General features: G+C 72.8%; 17 protein-coding genes. 9 read left to right on the top strand and 8 right to left on the bottom strand.

Annotation, left to right across the window (positions count from 1 at the left end; translation table 11 throughout):
- Nucleotides 1-7: 7 nt before the first annotated feature.
- Nucleotides 8-1,027 (bottom strand): AMP-binding protein, encoded by a 1,020-nt coding sequence (locus Q9S36_RS25725; protein ID WP_311287681.1) that lies wholly within the window; start codon nucleotides 1,025-1,027, stop codon nucleotides 8-10.
- A 37-nt stretch (nucleotides 1,028-1,064) separates the two neighbouring features.
- Here Q9S36_RS25725 and Q9S36_RS25720 point away from each other — a divergent pair, with 37 nt between their 5' ends.
- The 7 genes from Q9S36_RS25720 to Q9S36_RS25690 all read left to right on the top strand — a co-directional run bounded on the left by Q9S36_RS25720 (nucleotide 1,065) and on the right by Q9S36_RS25690 (nucleotide 7,264).
- Nucleotides 1,065-2,345 carry an MFS transporter gene (locus Q9S36_RS25720; protein WP_311287680.1) on the top strand — a complete coding sequence of 427 codons (1,281 nt, stop codon included), beginning with the start codon at nucleotides 1,065-1,067 and terminating at the stop codon, nucleotides 2,343-2,345.
- Nucleotides 2,346-2,374: 29 nt separating this feature from the next.
- Nucleotides 2,375-2,662, top strand: a complete 288-nt coding sequence (locus Q9S36_RS25715; RefSeq protein ID WP_311287679.1) for a DUF1330 domain-containing protein — start codon at nucleotides 2,375-2,377, stop codon at nucleotides 2,660-2,662.
- 55 nt (nucleotides 2,663-2,717) lie between these two features.
- Nucleotides 2,718-2,876 (top strand): hypothetical protein, encoded by a 159-nt coding sequence (locus Q9S36_RS25710; RefSeq protein WP_311287678.1) that lies wholly within the window; start codon nucleotides 2,718-2,720, stop codon nucleotides 2,874-2,876.
- A gap of 278 nt (nucleotides 2,877-3,154) precedes the next feature.
- Nucleotides 3,155-4,513, top strand: coding sequence for an MFS transporter (locus Q9S36_RS25705; RefSeq protein ID WP_311287677.1), 1,359 nt, complete (start codon nucleotides 3,155-3,157; stop codon nucleotides 4,511-4,513).
- Between the two features lie 7 nt (nucleotides 4,514-4,520).
- Nucleotides 4,521-5,393, top strand: a complete 873-nt coding sequence (locus tag Q9S36_RS25700) for a 1,4-dihydroxy-2-naphthoate polyprenyltransferase (RefSeq protein ID WP_311287676.1) — start codon at nucleotides 4,521-4,523, stop codon at nucleotides 5,391-5,393.
- Nucleotides 5,394-5,443: 50 nt separating this feature from the next.
- A complete protein-coding gene (locus tag Q9S36_RS25695) occupies nucleotides 5,444-5,959 on the top strand; it encodes a DUF1707 domain-containing protein (protein WP_311287675.1) in 516 nt (171 codons plus the stop codon).
- 48 nt (nucleotides 5,960-6,007) lie between these two features.
- Nucleotides 6,008-7,264: a GNAT family N-acetyltransferase gene (locus Q9S36_RS25690; RefSeq protein WP_311287674.1), complete on the top strand. Its 1,257-nt coding sequence runs from the start codon at nucleotides 6,008-6,010 to the stop codon at nucleotides 7,262-7,264.
- On the opposite strand, the gene Q9S36_RS25685 is transcribed toward Q9S36_RS25690, so the two are convergent.
- Together Q9S36_RS25685 and Q9S36_RS25680 are read right to left on the bottom strand one after the other, a co-directional pair.
- On the bottom strand, nucleotides 7,251-8,348 hold the full coding sequence (locus tag Q9S36_RS25685; protein WP_311287673.1) for a DNA glycosylase AlkZ-like family protein: 1,098 nt from the start codon (nucleotides 8,346-8,348) through the stop codon (nucleotides 7,251-7,253). The two genes, Q9S36_RS25690 and Q9S36_RS25685, sit on opposite strands and share 14 nt — an antisense overlap.
- A gap of 11 nt (nucleotides 8,349-8,359) precedes the next feature.
- Nucleotides 8,360-8,623 carry a DUF4229 domain-containing protein gene (locus tag Q9S36_RS25680; protein WP_311287672.1) on the bottom strand — a complete coding sequence of 88 codons (264 nt, stop codon included), beginning with the start codon at nucleotides 8,621-8,623 and terminating at the stop codon, nucleotides 8,360-8,362.
- Nucleotides 8,624-8,659: 36 nt separating this feature from the next.
- Between Q9S36_RS25680 and Q9S36_RS25675 the strand changes: the two genes are divergently transcribed.
- Nucleotides 8,660-8,848 carry a hypothetical protein gene (locus tag Q9S36_RS25675; protein ID WP_311287671.1) on the top strand — a complete coding sequence of 63 codons (189 nt, stop codon included), beginning with the start codon at nucleotides 8,660-8,662 and terminating at the stop codon, nucleotides 8,846-8,848.
- On the opposite strand, the gene ccsB is transcribed toward Q9S36_RS25675, so the two are convergent.
- The 5 genes from ccsB to hemL form a co-directional block, all read right to left on the bottom strand.
- Nucleotides 8,762-9,796, bottom strand: a complete 1,035-nt coding sequence (ccsB, locus tag Q9S36_RS25670; RefSeq protein WP_311287670.1) for a c-type cytochrome biogenesis protein CcsB — start codon at nucleotides 9,794-9,796, stop codon at nucleotides 8,762-8,764. The two genes, Q9S36_RS25675 and ccsB, sit on opposite strands and share 87 nt — an antisense overlap.
- Nucleotides 9,793-11,412 (bottom strand): cytochrome c biogenesis protein ResB, encoded by a 1,620-nt coding sequence (locus tag Q9S36_RS25665; protein ID WP_311287669.1) that lies wholly within the window; start codon nucleotides 11,410-11,412, stop codon nucleotides 9,793-9,795. Before Q9S36_RS25665 ends, ccsB begins: the two co-directional genes overlap by 4 nt.
- A 9-nt stretch (nucleotides 11,413-11,421) precedes the next feature.
- A complete protein-coding gene (locus tag Q9S36_RS25660; protein WP_311287668.1) occupies nucleotides 11,422-11,865 on the bottom strand; it encodes a TlpA disulfide reductase family protein in 444 nt (147 codons plus the stop codon).
- Nucleotides 11,866-11,984: 119 nt separating this feature from the next.
- Nucleotides 11,985-12,662 carry a histidine phosphatase family protein gene (locus tag Q9S36_RS25655; RefSeq protein ID WP_311287667.1) on the bottom strand — a complete coding sequence of 226 codons (678 nt, stop codon included), beginning with the start codon at nucleotides 12,660-12,662 and terminating at the stop codon, nucleotides 11,985-11,987.
- A gap of 2 nt (nucleotides 12,663-12,664) precedes the next feature.
- Entirely contained in the window at nucleotides 12,665-13,993 is a 1,329-nt protein-coding gene (hemL, locus tag Q9S36_RS25650; RefSeq protein ID WP_311287666.1) for a glutamate-1-semialdehyde 2,1-aminomutase, read from the bottom strand.
- 181 nt (nucleotides 13,994-14,174) lie between these two features.
- On the opposite strand from hemL, the gene Q9S36_RS25645 reads away from it, so the two are divergent.
- Nucleotides 14,175-15,368, top strand: coding sequence for a lytic murein transglycosylase (locus Q9S36_RS25645; RefSeq protein WP_311287665.1), 1,194 nt, complete (start codon nucleotides 14,175-14,177; stop codon nucleotides 15,366-15,368).
- Nucleotides 15,369-15,443: the final 75 nt, after the last annotated feature.

The following is a 15,443-nucleotide window of genomic DNA, read 5'->3' as shown; positions in this document are numbered from 1 at the left end:
GGCGGCGTCACAGGGCGGCCCGGATCGCCTGCTGGTCGACCTTGCCGTTGCGCAGCCGGGGCAGCTCCGCGACCCGCACGAAGCGGGTCGGTGCCCACGAGCGCGGGTGGACCAGGCCCACCCAGTCGCGCAGCTCGGGGTCGGGCGCGGTGCCGACCACGACGGCGACGACCCGCTGGCCCCACTCGTCGTCGGGCACGCCGAGCACCTCGGCGTCCTCCACCAGCGCGTGCTCGCGCAGCCGCTCCGCGACCGCCGGGACGGGGACCTTGACGCCGCCGCTGATGACGACGTCGTCGATGCGACCGGTGATCCGGAGGCGACCCGTGTCGTCGACGCGACCGGTGTCGGAGGTGAGGAACCAGCCGTCGACGAGGCACTCCGCGGTGAGCTGCGGGTCACCCTCGTAGCGGCTGAACAGCGTCGGACCACCGATGCGCACCCGGCCGGTGTCGTCGACGCGCACCTCGACGCCGTCGAGCGGCCGGCCGTCGTAGACGCACCCGCCGGCCGTCTCGGAGGAGCCGTAGGTCACGACCACGCGGACACCGGCGTCCTCGGCCCGGCGCCGCAGCTGGGCGTCCAGGCCACCCCCGCCGACGAGGACGGTGTGGACGCTGGTGAGCGCCTTGCGCTGGTCGGCCCGGTCGAGCATCCGGTGCAGCTGGGTGGGGACGAGCGAGAGGAAGTCCGCGGCGTCGGTGCGGTGGCCGGCGAGCGCGCCGGCGACGTCCAGGCCGTCGACGACGACGGGGGCGTGGCCGGCCAGCAGCGACCGGACGACCACCTGCACCCCGGCGACGTACGACGACGGCAGCGCCAGCAGCCAGCGCCCCGAGCCCTGCAGCCGCGCGGCGGACGCGGTCGCGCTGGCGACCACGGCGTCGCGTGGCAGCACCACCCGCTTCGGCCTGCCGGTCGAGCCGGACGTCTCGATCAGCAGGGGCTCGGGTTGGTCGTCCTCGAGCCACCGCGCCAGCTGCCGGACCGCCACCGGCGGCTCGTCGGAGGGGCGCAGGAAACTCACGCGACCCACGCTATCCGTTCTGCCACCATGGGCTGCGATGGAGGAGACCGACGAGCAGGCGACCGCCCGCGCCGGCACACCGAGGGGGAGCTGGTTCCAGCGCCAGCTGCCCACGAGCCCGCTCGCCCGGTCGCTCTCGGTGCAGTCGATCCTCTTCGCCATCGGCGAGGGCACGTTCATCACGGGCTCGGCGGTGTTCTTCACCCAGATCGTCGGCCTGTCGGCGGCGCAGGTCGGCGTCGGCCTGACGGTGGCCGGGATCGCGTCGTTCTTCTTCGCCGTGCCGGCGGGCAAGCTCGCCGACCGGGTCGGGACCAAGCGGATCTGGGCGATCGGGGCCGGGCTGACCGCGCTGCTCTACCTGGTCTGGCCGTTCATCCACGGCTTCGCCGCCTACCTGCTGATGATGGTCGCCCTGGAGGTGGTCAGCCAGGCCGGCTGGAGCGGCCGTGGCGCCTACACGATCGACATCTTCACCCGCGAGGAGCGCGTGCAGTCGCAGGCGTTCATGCGGGCCGCGCTCAACATCGGCTTCACGGTGGGCGCGCTCATCGGCGGCCTGGCGCTGGCGACGAACAGCGACGCCGTGGTGCGGGCGGTGCCGATCCTGACCGGCCTCGTCCTGCTGCTGAACACCTACTGGATCACCCGCCTCCCCGACCCGCCCGCCAAGGAGCCGGTCGCCACCGAGGAGGCGGTGATCAAGCCGGCGGCGCTGAAGAACCGCGCGTTCCTGGCCCTGATGACCGGTGACGGCGTGCTCGGCACCAACCAGGTCCTGCTCAACATCGTGATCCCACTCTGGCTGGTCGAGGAGACGGATGCGCCGCGGGTGCTGCTCGCCTGGCTCTTCGGCACCAACACGGTGATGGCGGTGCTGCTGCAGGTGGCCGCGGCCCGCGGCGTGGACTCGGTCGCGCGCTCGCTGCGGGCGTCGTACATCTCGGCGGGGTTCTTCGTCCTGTCCTGCGCCATCGTGCTGGTCACCCACGACACCGTCGGCTGGCTCACCATCTTCCTCGTCTGGCTCGGCCACGTGACCGTCACCGGCGCGGAGCTGTTCCAGTCGGCCGGCTCGTGGGGCTTCCAGTCCGAGCTGACGGACGCCTCCCAGCGTGCGGAGTACCAGGGTGCCGCCCACATCGGCCACACCGCCGGCTCGGTGTGGGCGCCGGCCCTCTTCACCTGGCTCGCCATGGAGCACGGCTCCCTCGGCTGGATCACGATCGCAGCGGTGTGCCTCGTCGCGACGCTCACCATGGGCCCGTCCGCCCGCGCCGCGGAGCGCTATCTCGCGCGCCACGGCTCCGCCGCCTGAGGTGAGCGCCCCGCCGTAGGGTCGGCGGCATGACTGCCTACTGGATCACCACCTACCAGGCCGTGCACGACCCCGACAAGGTCGCTGCGTACGCCGCGCTGGCCGGGCCGGCGCTGACGGCGGCGGGCGGGCGCTTCCTCGTGCGCGGCATGCCGGAGGTGACCTTCGAGAGGGGCCAGTCCACCCGCACGATCGTCATCGAGTTCCCGTCCGTCGAGGCGGCGGTCGCGGCCCACGACAGCGAGGCCTACCAGGAGGCGCTGCGCGCGCTCGACGGCGGCGCCGACCGCGACATGCGCGTCGTGCCCGGGGCGTGACCGCTCCGCTGCAGCCGCGCTCCCCCGCCGACCGGCCGGGTGGCATGGTGGAGTGATGGACGCCTTCCGCCTCGTGCTGACCGTCCTCGTGACGGTGGGGGTGGTCGCCGCCATCCTCCTCTTCGAGCGCCGCCGGGCGCGGGGCATCGAGCGCGACACCCGCCGGATGGCGCAGGGTCGCCCCAATGGCGAGGACACCGACGACCAGTCCTAGTCCGGCACGGACGCGAAGGTGGCGGCACACGACACCCCGAGGGGCTGCTTCGATGTCGTCCGCCGCCACCCCCGAACCCGACGCCGCGCAGGTGGCGGCACACGACACCCCGAGGGGCTGCTTCGATGTCGTCCGCCGCCACCCTCGGGACCCGACGCCGCGCTCGGCGAGGGCGGCCACGGCCGCGGTCGCCGCGGCTTCCGGGGCGGTGCGGAAAAGTAAAGGACTCTCCGGAAATCGCAGGACGGACGTCGTACCCACGGCTCACAATGGCCCCGATGAGCATCGTGTCGACCTTCAAGCAGCAGGCCACTCCACCGTCACCCCTGGCGGGGCGCCTGGCGACACAGTCGCTCCTCTTCGCCCTCGGCGAGGGCACCTTCATGGCCGGCTCCGCGGTGTTCTTCACCCAGGTCGTCGGCCTGTCCGTGGTGCAGGTCGGCCTCGGCCTGACGATCGCGGGCATCGCGTCGTTCATCGCGGCGTACCCGATGGGCCGCGTCGTCGACCGGCTCGGCGCCAAGCGGTGCTGGGCCATCAGCTCGGCCGGCCAGGGCGCGATGTTCGCGGTCTGGCCGTTCATCGACTCCTTCCAGGGCTACCTCGCGATGGCGGTGACCATGGAGGTCATCGGCGCCCTCGGCGGCGTCGCGCACGGTGCCTACACGATCGACGTCCTGCCACCGCAGGAACGGGTGACGTCACGCGCCTACATGTACTCCGCGCTCAACGTCGGCTTCACGCTGGGCTCGCTGCTCGGCATCATCGCGCTGGGCCCGGAGTCCCTCACGCTGCTCATGGTGATGCCCGTCTTCACCTCGGTCGTCTTCCTCTTCAACGCCGTCAACATCACCCGGCTGCCCCACGCCGCGCACGACATGCGCACGCCCGAGGAGCGCAAGGCGACGATCCCCGGCCCGGGCCCGATGAAGAACGTCGGCTGGCTCGTGTCGAGCTTCTTCCACGGCGTGCTCTGGACCAACCAGGTCATCCTCAACGTCGTCATCCCGCTGTGGCTGGTCGACAAGACCGACGCGCCCTGGGTGATCCTGTCGCTGCTCTTCGGCACCAACACCGTGATGTGCATCGTGCTGCCGATGGCCGCCGCCCGCGGCGTCAAGGACGTCACCACCGCCCTGCGTGCGATCCGGGTCTCGACGCTGTTCTTCGTCATCTCGTGCGTGATCACGCTCTCGACGCACCACACCGTGGGCCTGTGGACGATCGTGCTGTTCTTCCTCGGCCACATCACCCTGACTGGCGCCGAGCTCTACCTCTCCGCCGCGAGCTGGACCTTCGAGGCCGAGCTGATGGACCCCCGCCGCCGTGGCGAGTACCAAGGTGCCGCCGAGCTCGCCGGCACCCTGGGCCGGGTCTGGGCGCCCGCCGCGTTCACCTTCCTCGCCATGAACTGGGGATCGACGGGCTGGCTGGTCATCGCCGGCCTGATCGTCCTCGCGGCCGCCGGCCTCCACCCGTCGACCGCGATGGCCCGCCGCTTCCTCGAGGAGCACGTGCCGGCCGACGTGCTGGCCGACGCGGCCGCCCACGCCGTCGAGGACGCGCCGGTCGGCCCGCCGACCGTCGAGCAGCCGGCCGAGCCCGGCGGCGCGTCGCCGCTGGACGGGCTGCCATGATCCACCGGTGACCTCCTCCGCTGACTGGATCGCCGGCGCCCGGCCGCGCACCCTCCCCGCCGCCGTCGCGCCCGTCCTCGCCGGCACCGGCGTCGCGTCGTACGTCGATGCGCTCGTGTGGTGGAAGGCGGCTCTCGCCCTCCTCGTCAGCCTCGCCCTGCAGGTCGGGGTCAACTACGCCAACGACTACTCCGACGGCATCCGTGGCACCGACGCCGACCGGGTCGGGCCGATGCGCCTGGTCGGCTCCGGGGCGGCGTCGCCGGGAGCGGTGAAGGCGGCGGCGTTCGCCGCCTTCGGCGTGGCCGCGCTCGGGGGGCTGGTGCTCGCGGCCACCACCGCGTGGTGGCTGGTCGCGGTCGGCGCCGTGTGCGTGGTCGCGGCGTGGTTCTACACCGGCGGCGAGAAGCCCTACGGCTACCTCGGCCTCGGCGAGGTGATGGTCTTCGTGTTCTTCGGACTCGTCGCGGTCATTGGCACGACCTACGTCCAGACCAGGACCTGGGAGTGGGCCGCCCTCTACGCCGGGATCGGCGTGGGCGCGCTCGCCTGCGCGATCCTCGTGGCCAACAACCTGCGCGACATCCCCACCGACACCGTCGCGGGCAAGCGCACGCTCGCGGTCCGGCTCGGCGACGAGCGCACCCGCCACCTCTACGCCTTCCTGGTCCTGGTCGCGGCGGCCGCCGTGGTCGCCGTCGCCGCCGCGACCACCTGGTGGGCGCTCGTCGGCCTCGGGTTCCTGGCCCGGGCGGCGGCACCGACGCGTGCCGTCCTCGGCGGAGCGACCGGTCCGGCGCTGGTCCCGGTCCTCGCGGGCACCGGGGCGGCGGAGCTGATCTGGTCGGTGCTCGTCGCGGCGCCCCTGTTCGTCGCCTGAGATCCGGGGTTCGCCCGGCCGCCCCCGCGCGGGCATGCGATCCTCGTCGTATGTCCCAGCAGCAGCCCGAGGAGAGCGCCCGCCTCGACGCGTTCGTCCAGCGGCAGGTCGCCGACGCCGTACGCCGCAAGGAGGCGCGGGCGGCCGCCGACGCCGAGCTGCGGGCGTCCACCCTCGCCTCCGACACCGACCGCGACCTGGCGGCCGGCGTCCTCAACCAGGCCTTCGCCGAGGGGCGGCTGACCGCGGAGGAGCACGCGGAGCGCACCACGGGCGCGTTCACGGCGCGCACCCACGGAGACCTCGACCGGGTGCTGGCCGGGCTGCACGTCCCGGCGCCGCAGGCGACCGAGACGCATGCCGCGCGCAGGGTGCTGTTCTGGATGGTCACCGTGATGACCTCCCCGTTCCTGCTGATGGGCCTGGGCCTGCTGCTGGCCGGCAGCGACAACGGTGGTCGCGTCTTCGGTCTCGTCCTCATCGTGCTCTTCGCGCCCGGGCTGTTCGCCCTCAACCGCTGGGCCTGGCCCAAGGCCGACGGCACGCGCTGGCCACGGATGCGCTGACCCGATATTCCGTGGCCCGCAACGGCCGCCCTCACTAGCGTGGAGCGGGTGGACTACGACTTCGCCATCCTCGACTTCGCCGACGAGTCGGACGAGGCGGTCGCGCGGCGGCGCGGCTGGATCGGTGCGGTGCTGCGCGGCTTCCGCGAGGACCGGCCGGAGGACGCGCTCATCGACCGGTGGGTCGGCCACTACCGCGCCGACGACGTCACCGTGCGCGGCGCGTGGCTGCCGGAGGGCGAGTTCGGCGCCGGCCCGATGCCGGTGGCGACCTACGCCAGCCTGGACAAGACGCTCAACGCCGGGCGCGAGCTGCTGCCCCTGCGGATGGTCACCGACGTCACCACCAGCGCGACCCACCGCCGCCGGGGCCTGCTGCGCCGGATGATCGAGGACGACCTCGCCGACGCCGTCGCGCAGGGCGTGCCGATGGCGGCGCTGACGGCCTCCGAGGCGACCATCTACGGCCGCTGGGGCTTCGGTGCCGCGACCCTGCGCAAGGGCGTCGAGCTCAACACGTCTCCGGGCTTCGGCTTCCGCTCCTTCGTCGACACCGGCCGCGTCGAGCTCGTCGAGCCGGCCGACGCCTGGCCCCACGTCAAGGCCGTCTTCGACACCTTCCACGCCCGTCAGCGCGGCTCGGTCGAGTGGCCGGTCCAGTACGAGGACATGCACAGCGCCGCGTTCGACTTCGAGAGCGGGTCCGCCAACCGCAAGCTCCGCGGCGCGGTGCACCTCGACGCCGCCGGCGAGGTCGACGGCTTCGTGCTCTTCAAGCACGGCGAGAAGAACTCCGTGAAGGTCGACGAGATGGTCGCCCTCACGCCCGAGGCACAGCTGGCCTTCTGGTCGTTCCTCGGCCACATGGACCGGGTCACGACGGTGACCTTCAACCTCTTCCACCCCGAGGACCCGGTGGTGTGGGCGCTCACCGACATGAACCGGGTCAAGACCACCGAGGTCGAGGAGTTCCTCTGGCTCCGGCTCCTCGACGTGCCGCGGTGCCTGGCCGCCCGGCCGTGGGCCGCGGACGGCACGGTCGTCCTCGAGGTCGACGACGCCCAGGGCCACGCCTCCGGCCGCTACGAGCTCACCACGTCGGGCGGGGTGGCGACCGTGTCGCGCACCGACCGGCCGGCCGACGTGCGCCTCACCGCGGAGACGCTCGCCTCGCTCTACCTCGGCGAGGTGGAGGTACGCCGGATGCACCACGCCGGCCGCGTGGAGGGAGCGCCCGACGCGGTGGCGCGCCTCGGGGCGATGGCGGACCTCAGCGACCCGCCGTACAGCCTCACGGGGTTCTGAGCGACAGCTCGCGCCCGAGGAGCCGGCCCAGCCGCGCCGCCTCGGCGACGGCCGCGTCCCGCACCACGCCGGCCAGCGGGCAGGTCACGTCGACCCCGTCCGCGTCGGCACGCCACGTGCCGGCGACGACCCCGTCGACGACGACCGGGTTCGCGCCGCGCGTCATGGCGCTGCGCTGGTCGGGCGGCACGACCCATGCGTCCTTGGTGCCCGGCCCCATGACCCAGTCGTCCTTGCCGGGCAGGAGCACGACGTGCGGCTCGGGGCGTACGTCGCCCAGCTCCGCCTCGTGCTCGGCGAGCAGCCACCTCGGCTGCCCGTCCACGTCGACCTCCACCAGCCGGTCCTGCAGCTCGGTCCACCACCGGGCAAGGCGTGAGCGCCCGGCACTGAGGCCGCCGCCGAGCCAGTACTCGAGGTGCTCGGGGCCCGCGGGACCGTAGGCGCCGAGGTAGTCCACGACCGCCCGGTGGCCCGCCTCGTCGAGATCGGGGATCCCCGCCCACGCCGGTGCCACCGTGGGGCTCTGGAGCAGGAGGGGCCCGCTGAGCCTCGGCCCGAGCACGACGTCGCCCTGCCAGGCGAGCGGCTTCATCAACGTGGTGTTCTCCTCGGCGAACTCCTTCGCCAGGTGGCCGAAGCGCGGGTGTCCCACCAGCGCGTCCGCGACCGCCTGCGGCGGCACCGGACCCTCGGCGACGACCCCGCGGACGAGCGCGCGCAGGTCCGGCCAGTCCTCCGGCGAGAGCCGGTAGTGCTCCACCCAGCTCGCGCGCGCCCACTGCCGTCCGGCCGCCCGCAGCGCGAGGTAGGTGCCCGCCGTCTCCGGCGCCATCACCTGCACCGACCCGCGGAAGGAGAAGGTGCGCACCAGTCGGCCCTCAGCCAGCGCCCGCTCCACCTCCCCCGGCTCACCCGGCTCCGCCAGCCGCCGCCGGACGGCGAGGTCGGCGTCCGAGCCGAACACCGACACCGCGGCCAGCGTGCGCACCACCTCGGTCGCGTCGGCGGCACCGTCGCGCAGGTGCTGGCGGCGCAACCGCCAGGCGAGGGCCTGCTGCCGGGTGATCGACCGCGCGCCCATGCCGGGACCGCTCAGTCCTCGTCCTCGCGCGCCTTGCGCTCCTCGAAGGCCGCGGAGGCCTTCGCCGCCCGGCTCTCCACGCGTCGGGCGAAGGCCTCGCGCTGCCGGTCGAGGATGAAGTACGACGCGACGCCCGAGACCAGGAAGGCCAGGACGACGGCCCAGAACAGGTGGAACGTGCCGTCGAAGAGCAGCGCCATCACGCCGACCACCACGCCCAGCGAGGCGAGGAACAGAACCACCCGCAGCAGGGTGTAGACCACGAACTCCTTCACGGGTCCAGCCTAGGACGGGCCGTCTACATTGGAGGAATGCTGAAGGTGCTGCTCGTGGTGGCCGTCATCGCGTTCGTCGTGTGGCTGCTCGTGAGGCTCATCCTGAGGCGGATCGGCGACGGCGGCGACGGCGGGGCGTCACGCCCGCGGGTGATCGGCCCCGACGACGACCCGGACTTCCTGCGCGACATCGACCGGCGACGCCGCGACCCGGAGGACGACTGAGCGCTCCTGCGCGGCGCTCTCGGCGTACGAGTGCTGGCTCGTGGTGCTGAAGAAGTTGATGCCGATGAAGTTGAACCACAGGGTCGCGGCACCGACCAGCGCCAGCAGCGCGGCGTTGCGCCCGCGCCAGCCCGCGGTCGCGCGGGCGTGGAGGTAGGCGGCGTAGACCACCCACGTGATGAACGCCCACACCTCCTTCGGGTCCCAGTTCCAGTACGACGACCACGCCTGGTGCGCCCAGATGGGGCCGGAGATCAGCACGCCGAAGGTCCACACCGGGAAGCCGAAGGCGTGCATCCGGTAGGCGATGCGGTCCAGGTCGGGCAGCTCGGGCAGGCGGGCGAGGTATCCCGTCTCCTTGGTCGAGCGCGCCTTGAGGAGGTAGAGGATCGAGGTGATGCCACCGAGGGTGAAGGCGCCCGTGGCGATGACCGCGGCGACCACGTGGATCACCAGCCAGTAGGACTCCAGTGCCTCGGTCAGCGGCGCGACGGGCTCGTAGAGCCACAGCACGTCGGCGAGCAGGACGCACAGCACGAAGCCCACCACGATCGGGCCCAGCCACGACAGCCGCCAGCGGCTGGTGGTCGCGAGGAACAGGGCCACCACGACGAAGGTGCCGCTGAGGGTGAACTCGTACATGTTGCCCCACGGCACCCGGTTGGGGTCCGCGGCCATGCCCCGGCCGACCAGCGCGACGAGGTGGGCCAGGGCGCCGACGGCGGTGAGCAGCACCCCGAGCCGGCCGGTCATCTCGACGCGCTCGGAGGTGCGGTCGTCCTCGACGTCGAGGACCGGCGCCCCGCCGCCCGCGGCGACCGCCTGCCGGACCGGGACGTCGCGCAGCGCCGCCCACTGGACGGCGTACGCCAGCAGGGCGAGGAAGTAGACCACCCCCGCGGCGGCCACGCCCTGGTTGCTGAGGGTCTCCCACTGTGCGTCGGTCATGGTCGTGCCTCTCGGTCCTGTCTCAGTGCTGCCACGATCCCGGCGAGCTCGGTGCGGCCGGTCTCCGGGTCTCCTCCGGAGGAGCGGTCGAGTCGTGCCACCTCGACCAGGGTGGTGCCGTCGTCGCGACGGCGTGCGCGCACCCACAGGCGGCGGGGGCGCACGAAGAGCGAGCCGAGCAGCCCCAGCAGGGCGGCGACGACACCGGTCAGCGCCACCATCTTGCCCGGGGTGCGGCTGATCTGGATCTTGTTCCAGCGCTGGAGGCCCTCGAACGTCACCGACCCCAGCCCGTCGGGGAGGTCGACGGACTCGCCGGGGCGCAGGTCCAGCCGGAACGGCTGGCCGTTGGCCTTGGTCACCTGGTCGGCCCTCGTCTTGTCGAGGACGTAGACCGAGCTGCTGGTGCCGTCGTCGAGCCCCACGTCGCCGGTGAAGACCTGGAGGGAGACGAGCGGGTCCAGCGCGTCGCCCCACGCCGACGCGGGCATGGTGAGGTTGCCGTCCGCGTCCTGGCCCATGGTGAAGGTCGGGTAGAAGGTGCCCTCCAGCCCGATCTGGGTGGGCTGGGCGTCGGGCGCCTTGACGACCCCGAAGGACTCGAAGGTCTGGGCGTTGGTCGGCAGGAACACGGTCGGGCCGGACTGCGCGATGTTGCCCTCTCCGTCGCGGATGGTGATCACGGGCGCGTAGCCGTGGCCGATGAGGAAGACGTCGGTGCCGCCGATGGACAGCGGGTGGTTGACCCTGAGGTCGTACTGCTGGGTCTGCGCACCCGGTTCGGTCGTGTAGTCGAGGTGCGCGACGAACTTGCGCGCCATGCCCGCCCGGGGGCCGTCGGTGATCCAGTCGACGTCGAAGTCGGTGATGCTGAAGGAGAACGGCTCCATCACCGCGGGGTCGAACAGGCTGCCCGGGGCGAAGTCGTCGTACTGGGTGAGGTTGTTGGAGAAGCCGTAGTCGGCGCCGTTGTACATGATGACGCCGCCCTTGTAGCCGAAGAGGCTGCCGATGGCGACGCCGACCAGCACCACGATCACGGCGAGGTGGAAGAGCAGGTTGCCGGCCTCGCGCAGGTGCCCGCGCTCGGCGTCGACGGAGTCCGCCCCGTCGGTGCGCGCGACCCGGTAGCGCTTGCGGCGCAGCGCCGTCGCAGCACGCGCGAGCACGACCTCGGGGTCCTCGTCGGTCTCGTACGACGTGTGCTGCGGCAGGCGCGCGAGGTTGCGGGGCGCCCTGGGCGGCCGGGCGCGCAGCGCGCGGGCGTAGACGAACAGCCGCGGCACGATGCAGCCGACGAGCGAGATCATCAGCAGGATGTAGATCGCGGAGAACCACACCGAGCCGTAGACGGCGAAGAGGTCGAGGCGGTCCCAGATCGGAGCCAGACGCGGGTGGTTGTCGCGCCACTGCGAGACCGCGAGGGAGTCGATGTCCTCCTGCGGGATCACCGAGCCGGGGATCGCGGCGAGGGCGAGCAGCAGCAGGAGCACCAGCGCCGTACGCATCGAGGTGAGCTGGCGCCACGACCAGCGTGCGAGCTCGCGTGCGGTGAGGTCGGGGGGCAGGGCGGTGGCCTGGCGGTCGTCGGACGGCCGGTGGTCGAGCTGTGTCACAGCGGCCGCTCACTCATCGAGCACCACGTCGACCAGGGAGAGGAGCGTCTGGGTGGTGGGGATGCGCCCCTGGACCGACGCGGCGACCCGCCCCTCGTCGTCGAGGACGACGGTGCTGGGGATGGAGCGGGGGTTGAGCGTGCCGGCGAAGGACAGCAGCGCGGAGCCGTCGGGCGAGTAGAGAGAGGGGTAGGTGACGTCGAAGTTGCGGGTGAAGGCCAGCCCCTTCTCGGCGGAGGAGTCGCGGATGTTGACGCCGAGGAAGGCCACGCGGTCGCCGAGCTCGGCGGCGGCCTCGTTGAGGTCCGGCTGCTCGACGCGGCAGGGCGGGCACTCCGACCACCACACGTTGATCACGACGGGCTTGCCGCGCAGGTCGGCGAGGTCGACGGGGTTGCCCTCGAGGTCCTCGCCGGAGAGCTCCAGCGGCGCCTCCCGGTCCGCGGCCGCCACCTCGACGGGGACGCCCTCGCCGGTGATGTAGCCCTTGTCGCCGGTGCCGGACAGGCTCGAGCAGCCCGTCAGGACGAGGAGGCAGGCCAGGACGAGCGGGACGACGGTCGAGCGGAGCTTCAGGGCCGGTCCTCCTGAACGGCGCCGCCGGCGGAGAACGGCGCGGAGCGGTCGGCGACCGGGATCAGGTCGCCGGCCGGCTCGGAGTAGCGCACCTGGACCATCCGGTCGTCGTCGAAGACCACGCTCGTCAACGAGCAGAGGGTGCACTGGCGGCTCTTGGGGTGGTGGAGGTAGCTGCGCTTCTCGAGGAACAGGCGCGTCGTCCAGATCGGCAGCTGGTGCGACACGATCACGGCCTCGTGGCCGCGGGCGGCGTCCCGGGCGTCGTGGATCGCGGCGACCATGCGCCCCGCGATCTCGTCGTAGGGCTCGCCCCACGACGGCTCGAACGGGTTGTAGAGGTGGCGCCACAGGTGCGGACGCTTGATGATCGTCATCGCGCCCTCCCCGAAGCTCAGGCCCTCGAAGACGTTGCCCGACTCGATCACCCGCGGGTCGACCACCGGCGTCAGGCCGCGGGCCGCGGCCAGCGGTGCGCCCGTCTCCTGCGCGCGCTCGAGCGGCGAGGTCCGCATGTGGGTGATGTCGCGGTCGCCGACGGTCTCGGCGATCCGCTGCGCCATCTGGTTGCCGAGGTCGGAGAGGTGGAAGCCGTCGCGACGGCCGTAGAGCACGCCCTGCGGGTTGTGCACCTCTCCGTGCCTGAGCAGGTGCACGATCGTCTGGACACCCATGGTCAGTGACCTCCTGCCGTGGCGGCCGCGAGCGCGGCCGCCGGGAGCGCGTCGAGGACCGTCGACACGGCCCGGTCGTCGTGGGCCGCGGACACGAACCACGCCTCGTACGCCGACGGCGGGAGGTAGACGCCCTGGGCCAGCATCGAGTGGAAGAAGGCCGCGTAGGCGGCGGTGTCCTGGGTGCTGGCCTCGGCGAAGTCGTGCACCGGGGAGTCGCGGAAGAACACCGAGAACATCGTGCCGGCGGCCTGCACGGTGTGCGGCACGCCCGCGGCGGCGAGCGCCTCGGAGACCGCGGTGCGGATGGTGAGGGCCGTCGCGTCGAGGTGGTCGTGGACCTCGGGGGTGGCCAGGCGCAGCGTGGCGAGCCCCGCCGTCGTCGCGACGGGGTTCCCGGAGAGGGTGCCGGCCTGGTAGACCCGGCCCTCGGGGGCGAGGTGCGCCATCAGGTCCGTGCGGCCGCCGAAGGCCGCCGCCGGGAAGCCGCCGCCCATCACCTTGCCGAACGTCATCAGGTCGGGGGTCCAGCCCTCGATCGCACCGTCGAGGCCCCAGCCGCCCTGCGCGGTCGCGCGGAAGCCGGTCATCACCTCGTCGCTGATGAACAGCGCCCCGTGGCTGCGACAGGTCTCGGCGAGGAAGGCGTTGAACCCCGGCGCGGGAGGGACGATGCCCATGTTGCCCGGCGTGGCCTCGGTGATCAGGCAGGCGATCCGCGGCCCGTGGGTCTCGAAGGCGGCGAGGACGGCCGCGCGGTCGTTGTAGGGCAGGACGAGGGTCTCCCCCGCCGAGCTCGCCGGCACGCCGCTCGTGCCGGGCACCGCCAGCGTGGCGACGCCGGAGCCGGCCTCGGCCAGCAGCGCGTCGACGTGGCCGTGGTAGCAGCCGCTGAACTTCACGACGAGGTCGCGACCGGTCACCCCGCGGGCGAGCCGGATGGCCGACATGGTGGCCTCGGTGCCGGAGGAGACGAAGCGGACCCGCTCCACGGGCGTGCGGGCGACGATCTCCTCCGCGAGCTCCACCTCGGGCTCGGTGGGCGTGCCGTACGACGTGCCGCGCGCGACGGCGCCCGCCACCGCGGCCTGCACGTCGGGGTGGGCGTGGCCGAGGAGCATGGGGCCCCACGAGCAGATGAGGTCGACGTAGTCGTTGCCGTCGGCGTCGGTCAGCCACGCGCCGGAGGCCGAGGTGATGAACCGCGGGGTGCCGCCGACCGCGTTGAACGCGCGCACGGGAGAGTTCACACCGCCCGGGGTGACGGCGCGCGCACGCTCGAAGAGCGCCTCGCTCGCCGCGGTCGTCGAGGTGGTCGTCGCGGGGGTCACCGCCTCATTGTCACGTAGACGGCCAACCGGCTCCCAGTCGGCGGTCGCCGGGGAGGGTGGGATGTGCCTTGGCGCACACGGCAGCGGCGCGTAACTTGGTGTGACGGTTCGTCGTTGAGAGGTGTGGGAGACCCCGGATCGGGGCATCATGACACCAGGACCACCAGGGGAGATGCGCGACATGTCGAGTTCCGGCCGACTGCACAGGGCGACCGCGATCATCCCGCTCGCCGTGCTCTCCGCCGCCTGGACGGCCAGCCTGGCCGGCGTCGGCGCCGGCACCGCGAGCGCCGACCCCGACGGCTCCGGCACCCTCCCGGACGGGACGGTGCTGCCCTCCGCCGCGGTCGAGGCTCCCGCCAGCGTCGGTGACGACGCCGTCAGCCGCGCCGCCGCCCTCACCCCCGGCGCCCCGAGCAGCATCCCGCAGGCCGCGCTCGCGGCCTACCAGCGGGCCGAGGCGGTCATCAACCAGGCCGACAGGGGCTGCAACCTCCCGTGGGAGCTGATCGCCGCGATCGGTCGCGTCGAGTCCGACCACGGCCGCTACGGCGGCAACTCCCTCGACGAGCAGGGCGTGGCCCGCCCCGGCATCTACGGCGTCGCCCTCAACGGCAAGAACAACACCCAGGACATCAGCGACACCGACGCCGGCCAGTACGACAACGACACCCGTCACGACCGCGCGGTCGGTCCGATGCAGTTCATCCCCTCGACGTGGTCGGTCGTGGGCGTCGACGGCGACAGCGACGGCACCCGCAACCCGCAGGACGTCGACGACGCGGCCCTCGCGACCGCGGTGTACCTCTGCTCGGGCGACGACGACCTGTCGGAGGAGAAGGGCCAGCGGGCCTCGGTCTACCGCTACAACCACTCCAACGCCTACGTCGACCTCGTGCTGGAGGTGATGCAGGCCTACATGGACGGCGACTTCAGCGCGGTCCCGACCTCGACGCTGACGTCCGGCGTGATCACCCCCGAGGTCACCGGTGGCGGCACGGGTGGTTCGGGCAAGGACGACGGCGACAAGGGCGGCAAGGGCGGCAAAACCGGCAAGGACGACCAGACGCCCACGTCGAAGCCGACCCCCACGCAGACGCCGACGCCCACGCCCACCCCCACGCAGACCCCGACGCCGACCCCCACGCCGACGCCCACGCAGTCGCCGACCCCGACGAAGGACCCGACGACCCTGCCCACCGTCCTGCCGACGACGAGCACCACGCTCCCGCCGCTCCCGACGGTCCCCGTCCCCACGACCATCACCCAGCCGCTCACCTACCTCGAGGCGCAGGCCCAGTGCCTCGCCAGCGGCATCTCGCAGCTCGACGTGGCCGCCCTCAACGCCTGCATCAACCGCCTGATGAACCCTTAGACCGCCGGTTGAGCAGCGAGCGCAGCGAGCGTGTCGAAACCAAGGCCCTCGGTTTCGACACGGGCCTGGCGGCCC

It is taken from the genome of Microbacterium sp. ARD31 (assembly GCF_031844425.1).
This window is presented reverse-complemented; position numbering and strand designations above follow the sequence as displayed.

Coding starts and splice junctions, on each gene's coding strand:
- Q9S36_RS25685 (WP_311287673.1), bottom strand. CDS start 8,348: ATGGGCGCGCGGTCGATCACCCGGCAGCAGGCCCTCGCCTGGCGGTTG.
- Q9S36_RS25655 (WP_311287667.1), bottom strand. CDS start 12,662: ATGGGTGTCCAGACGATCGTGCACCTGCTCAGGCACGGAGAGGTGCAC.
- Q9S36_RS25645 (WP_311287665.1), top strand. CDS start 14,175: ATGTCGAGTTCCGGCCGACTGCACAGGGCGACCGCGATCATCCCGCTC.
- Q9S36_RS25720 (WP_311287680.1), top strand. CDS start 1,065: ATGGAGGAGACCGACGAGCAGGCGACCGCCCGCGCCGGCACACCGAGG.
- Q9S36_RS25695 (WP_311287675.1), top strand. CDS start 5,444: ATGTCCCAGCAGCAGCCCGAGGAGAGCGCCCGCCTCGACGCGTTCGTC.
- Q9S36_RS25715 (WP_311287679.1), top strand. CDS start 2,375: ATGACTGCCTACTGGATCACCACCTACCAGGCCGTGCACGACCCCGAC.
- Q9S36_RS25705 (WP_311287677.1), top strand. CDS start 3,155: ATGAGCATCGTGTCGACCTTCAAGCAGCAGGCCACTCCACCGTCACCC.
- Q9S36_RS25710 (WP_311287678.1), top strand. CDS start 2,718: ATGGACGCCTTCCGCCTCGTGCTGACCGTCCTCGTGACGGTGGGGGTG.
- Q9S36_RS25675 (WP_311287671.1), top strand. CDS start 8,660: ATGCTGAAGGTGCTGCTCGTGGTGGCCGTCATCGCGTTCGTCGTGTGG.
- ccsB (WP_311287670.1), bottom strand. CDS start 9,796: ATGACCGACGCACAGTGGGAGACCCTCAGCAACCAGGGCGTGGCCGCC.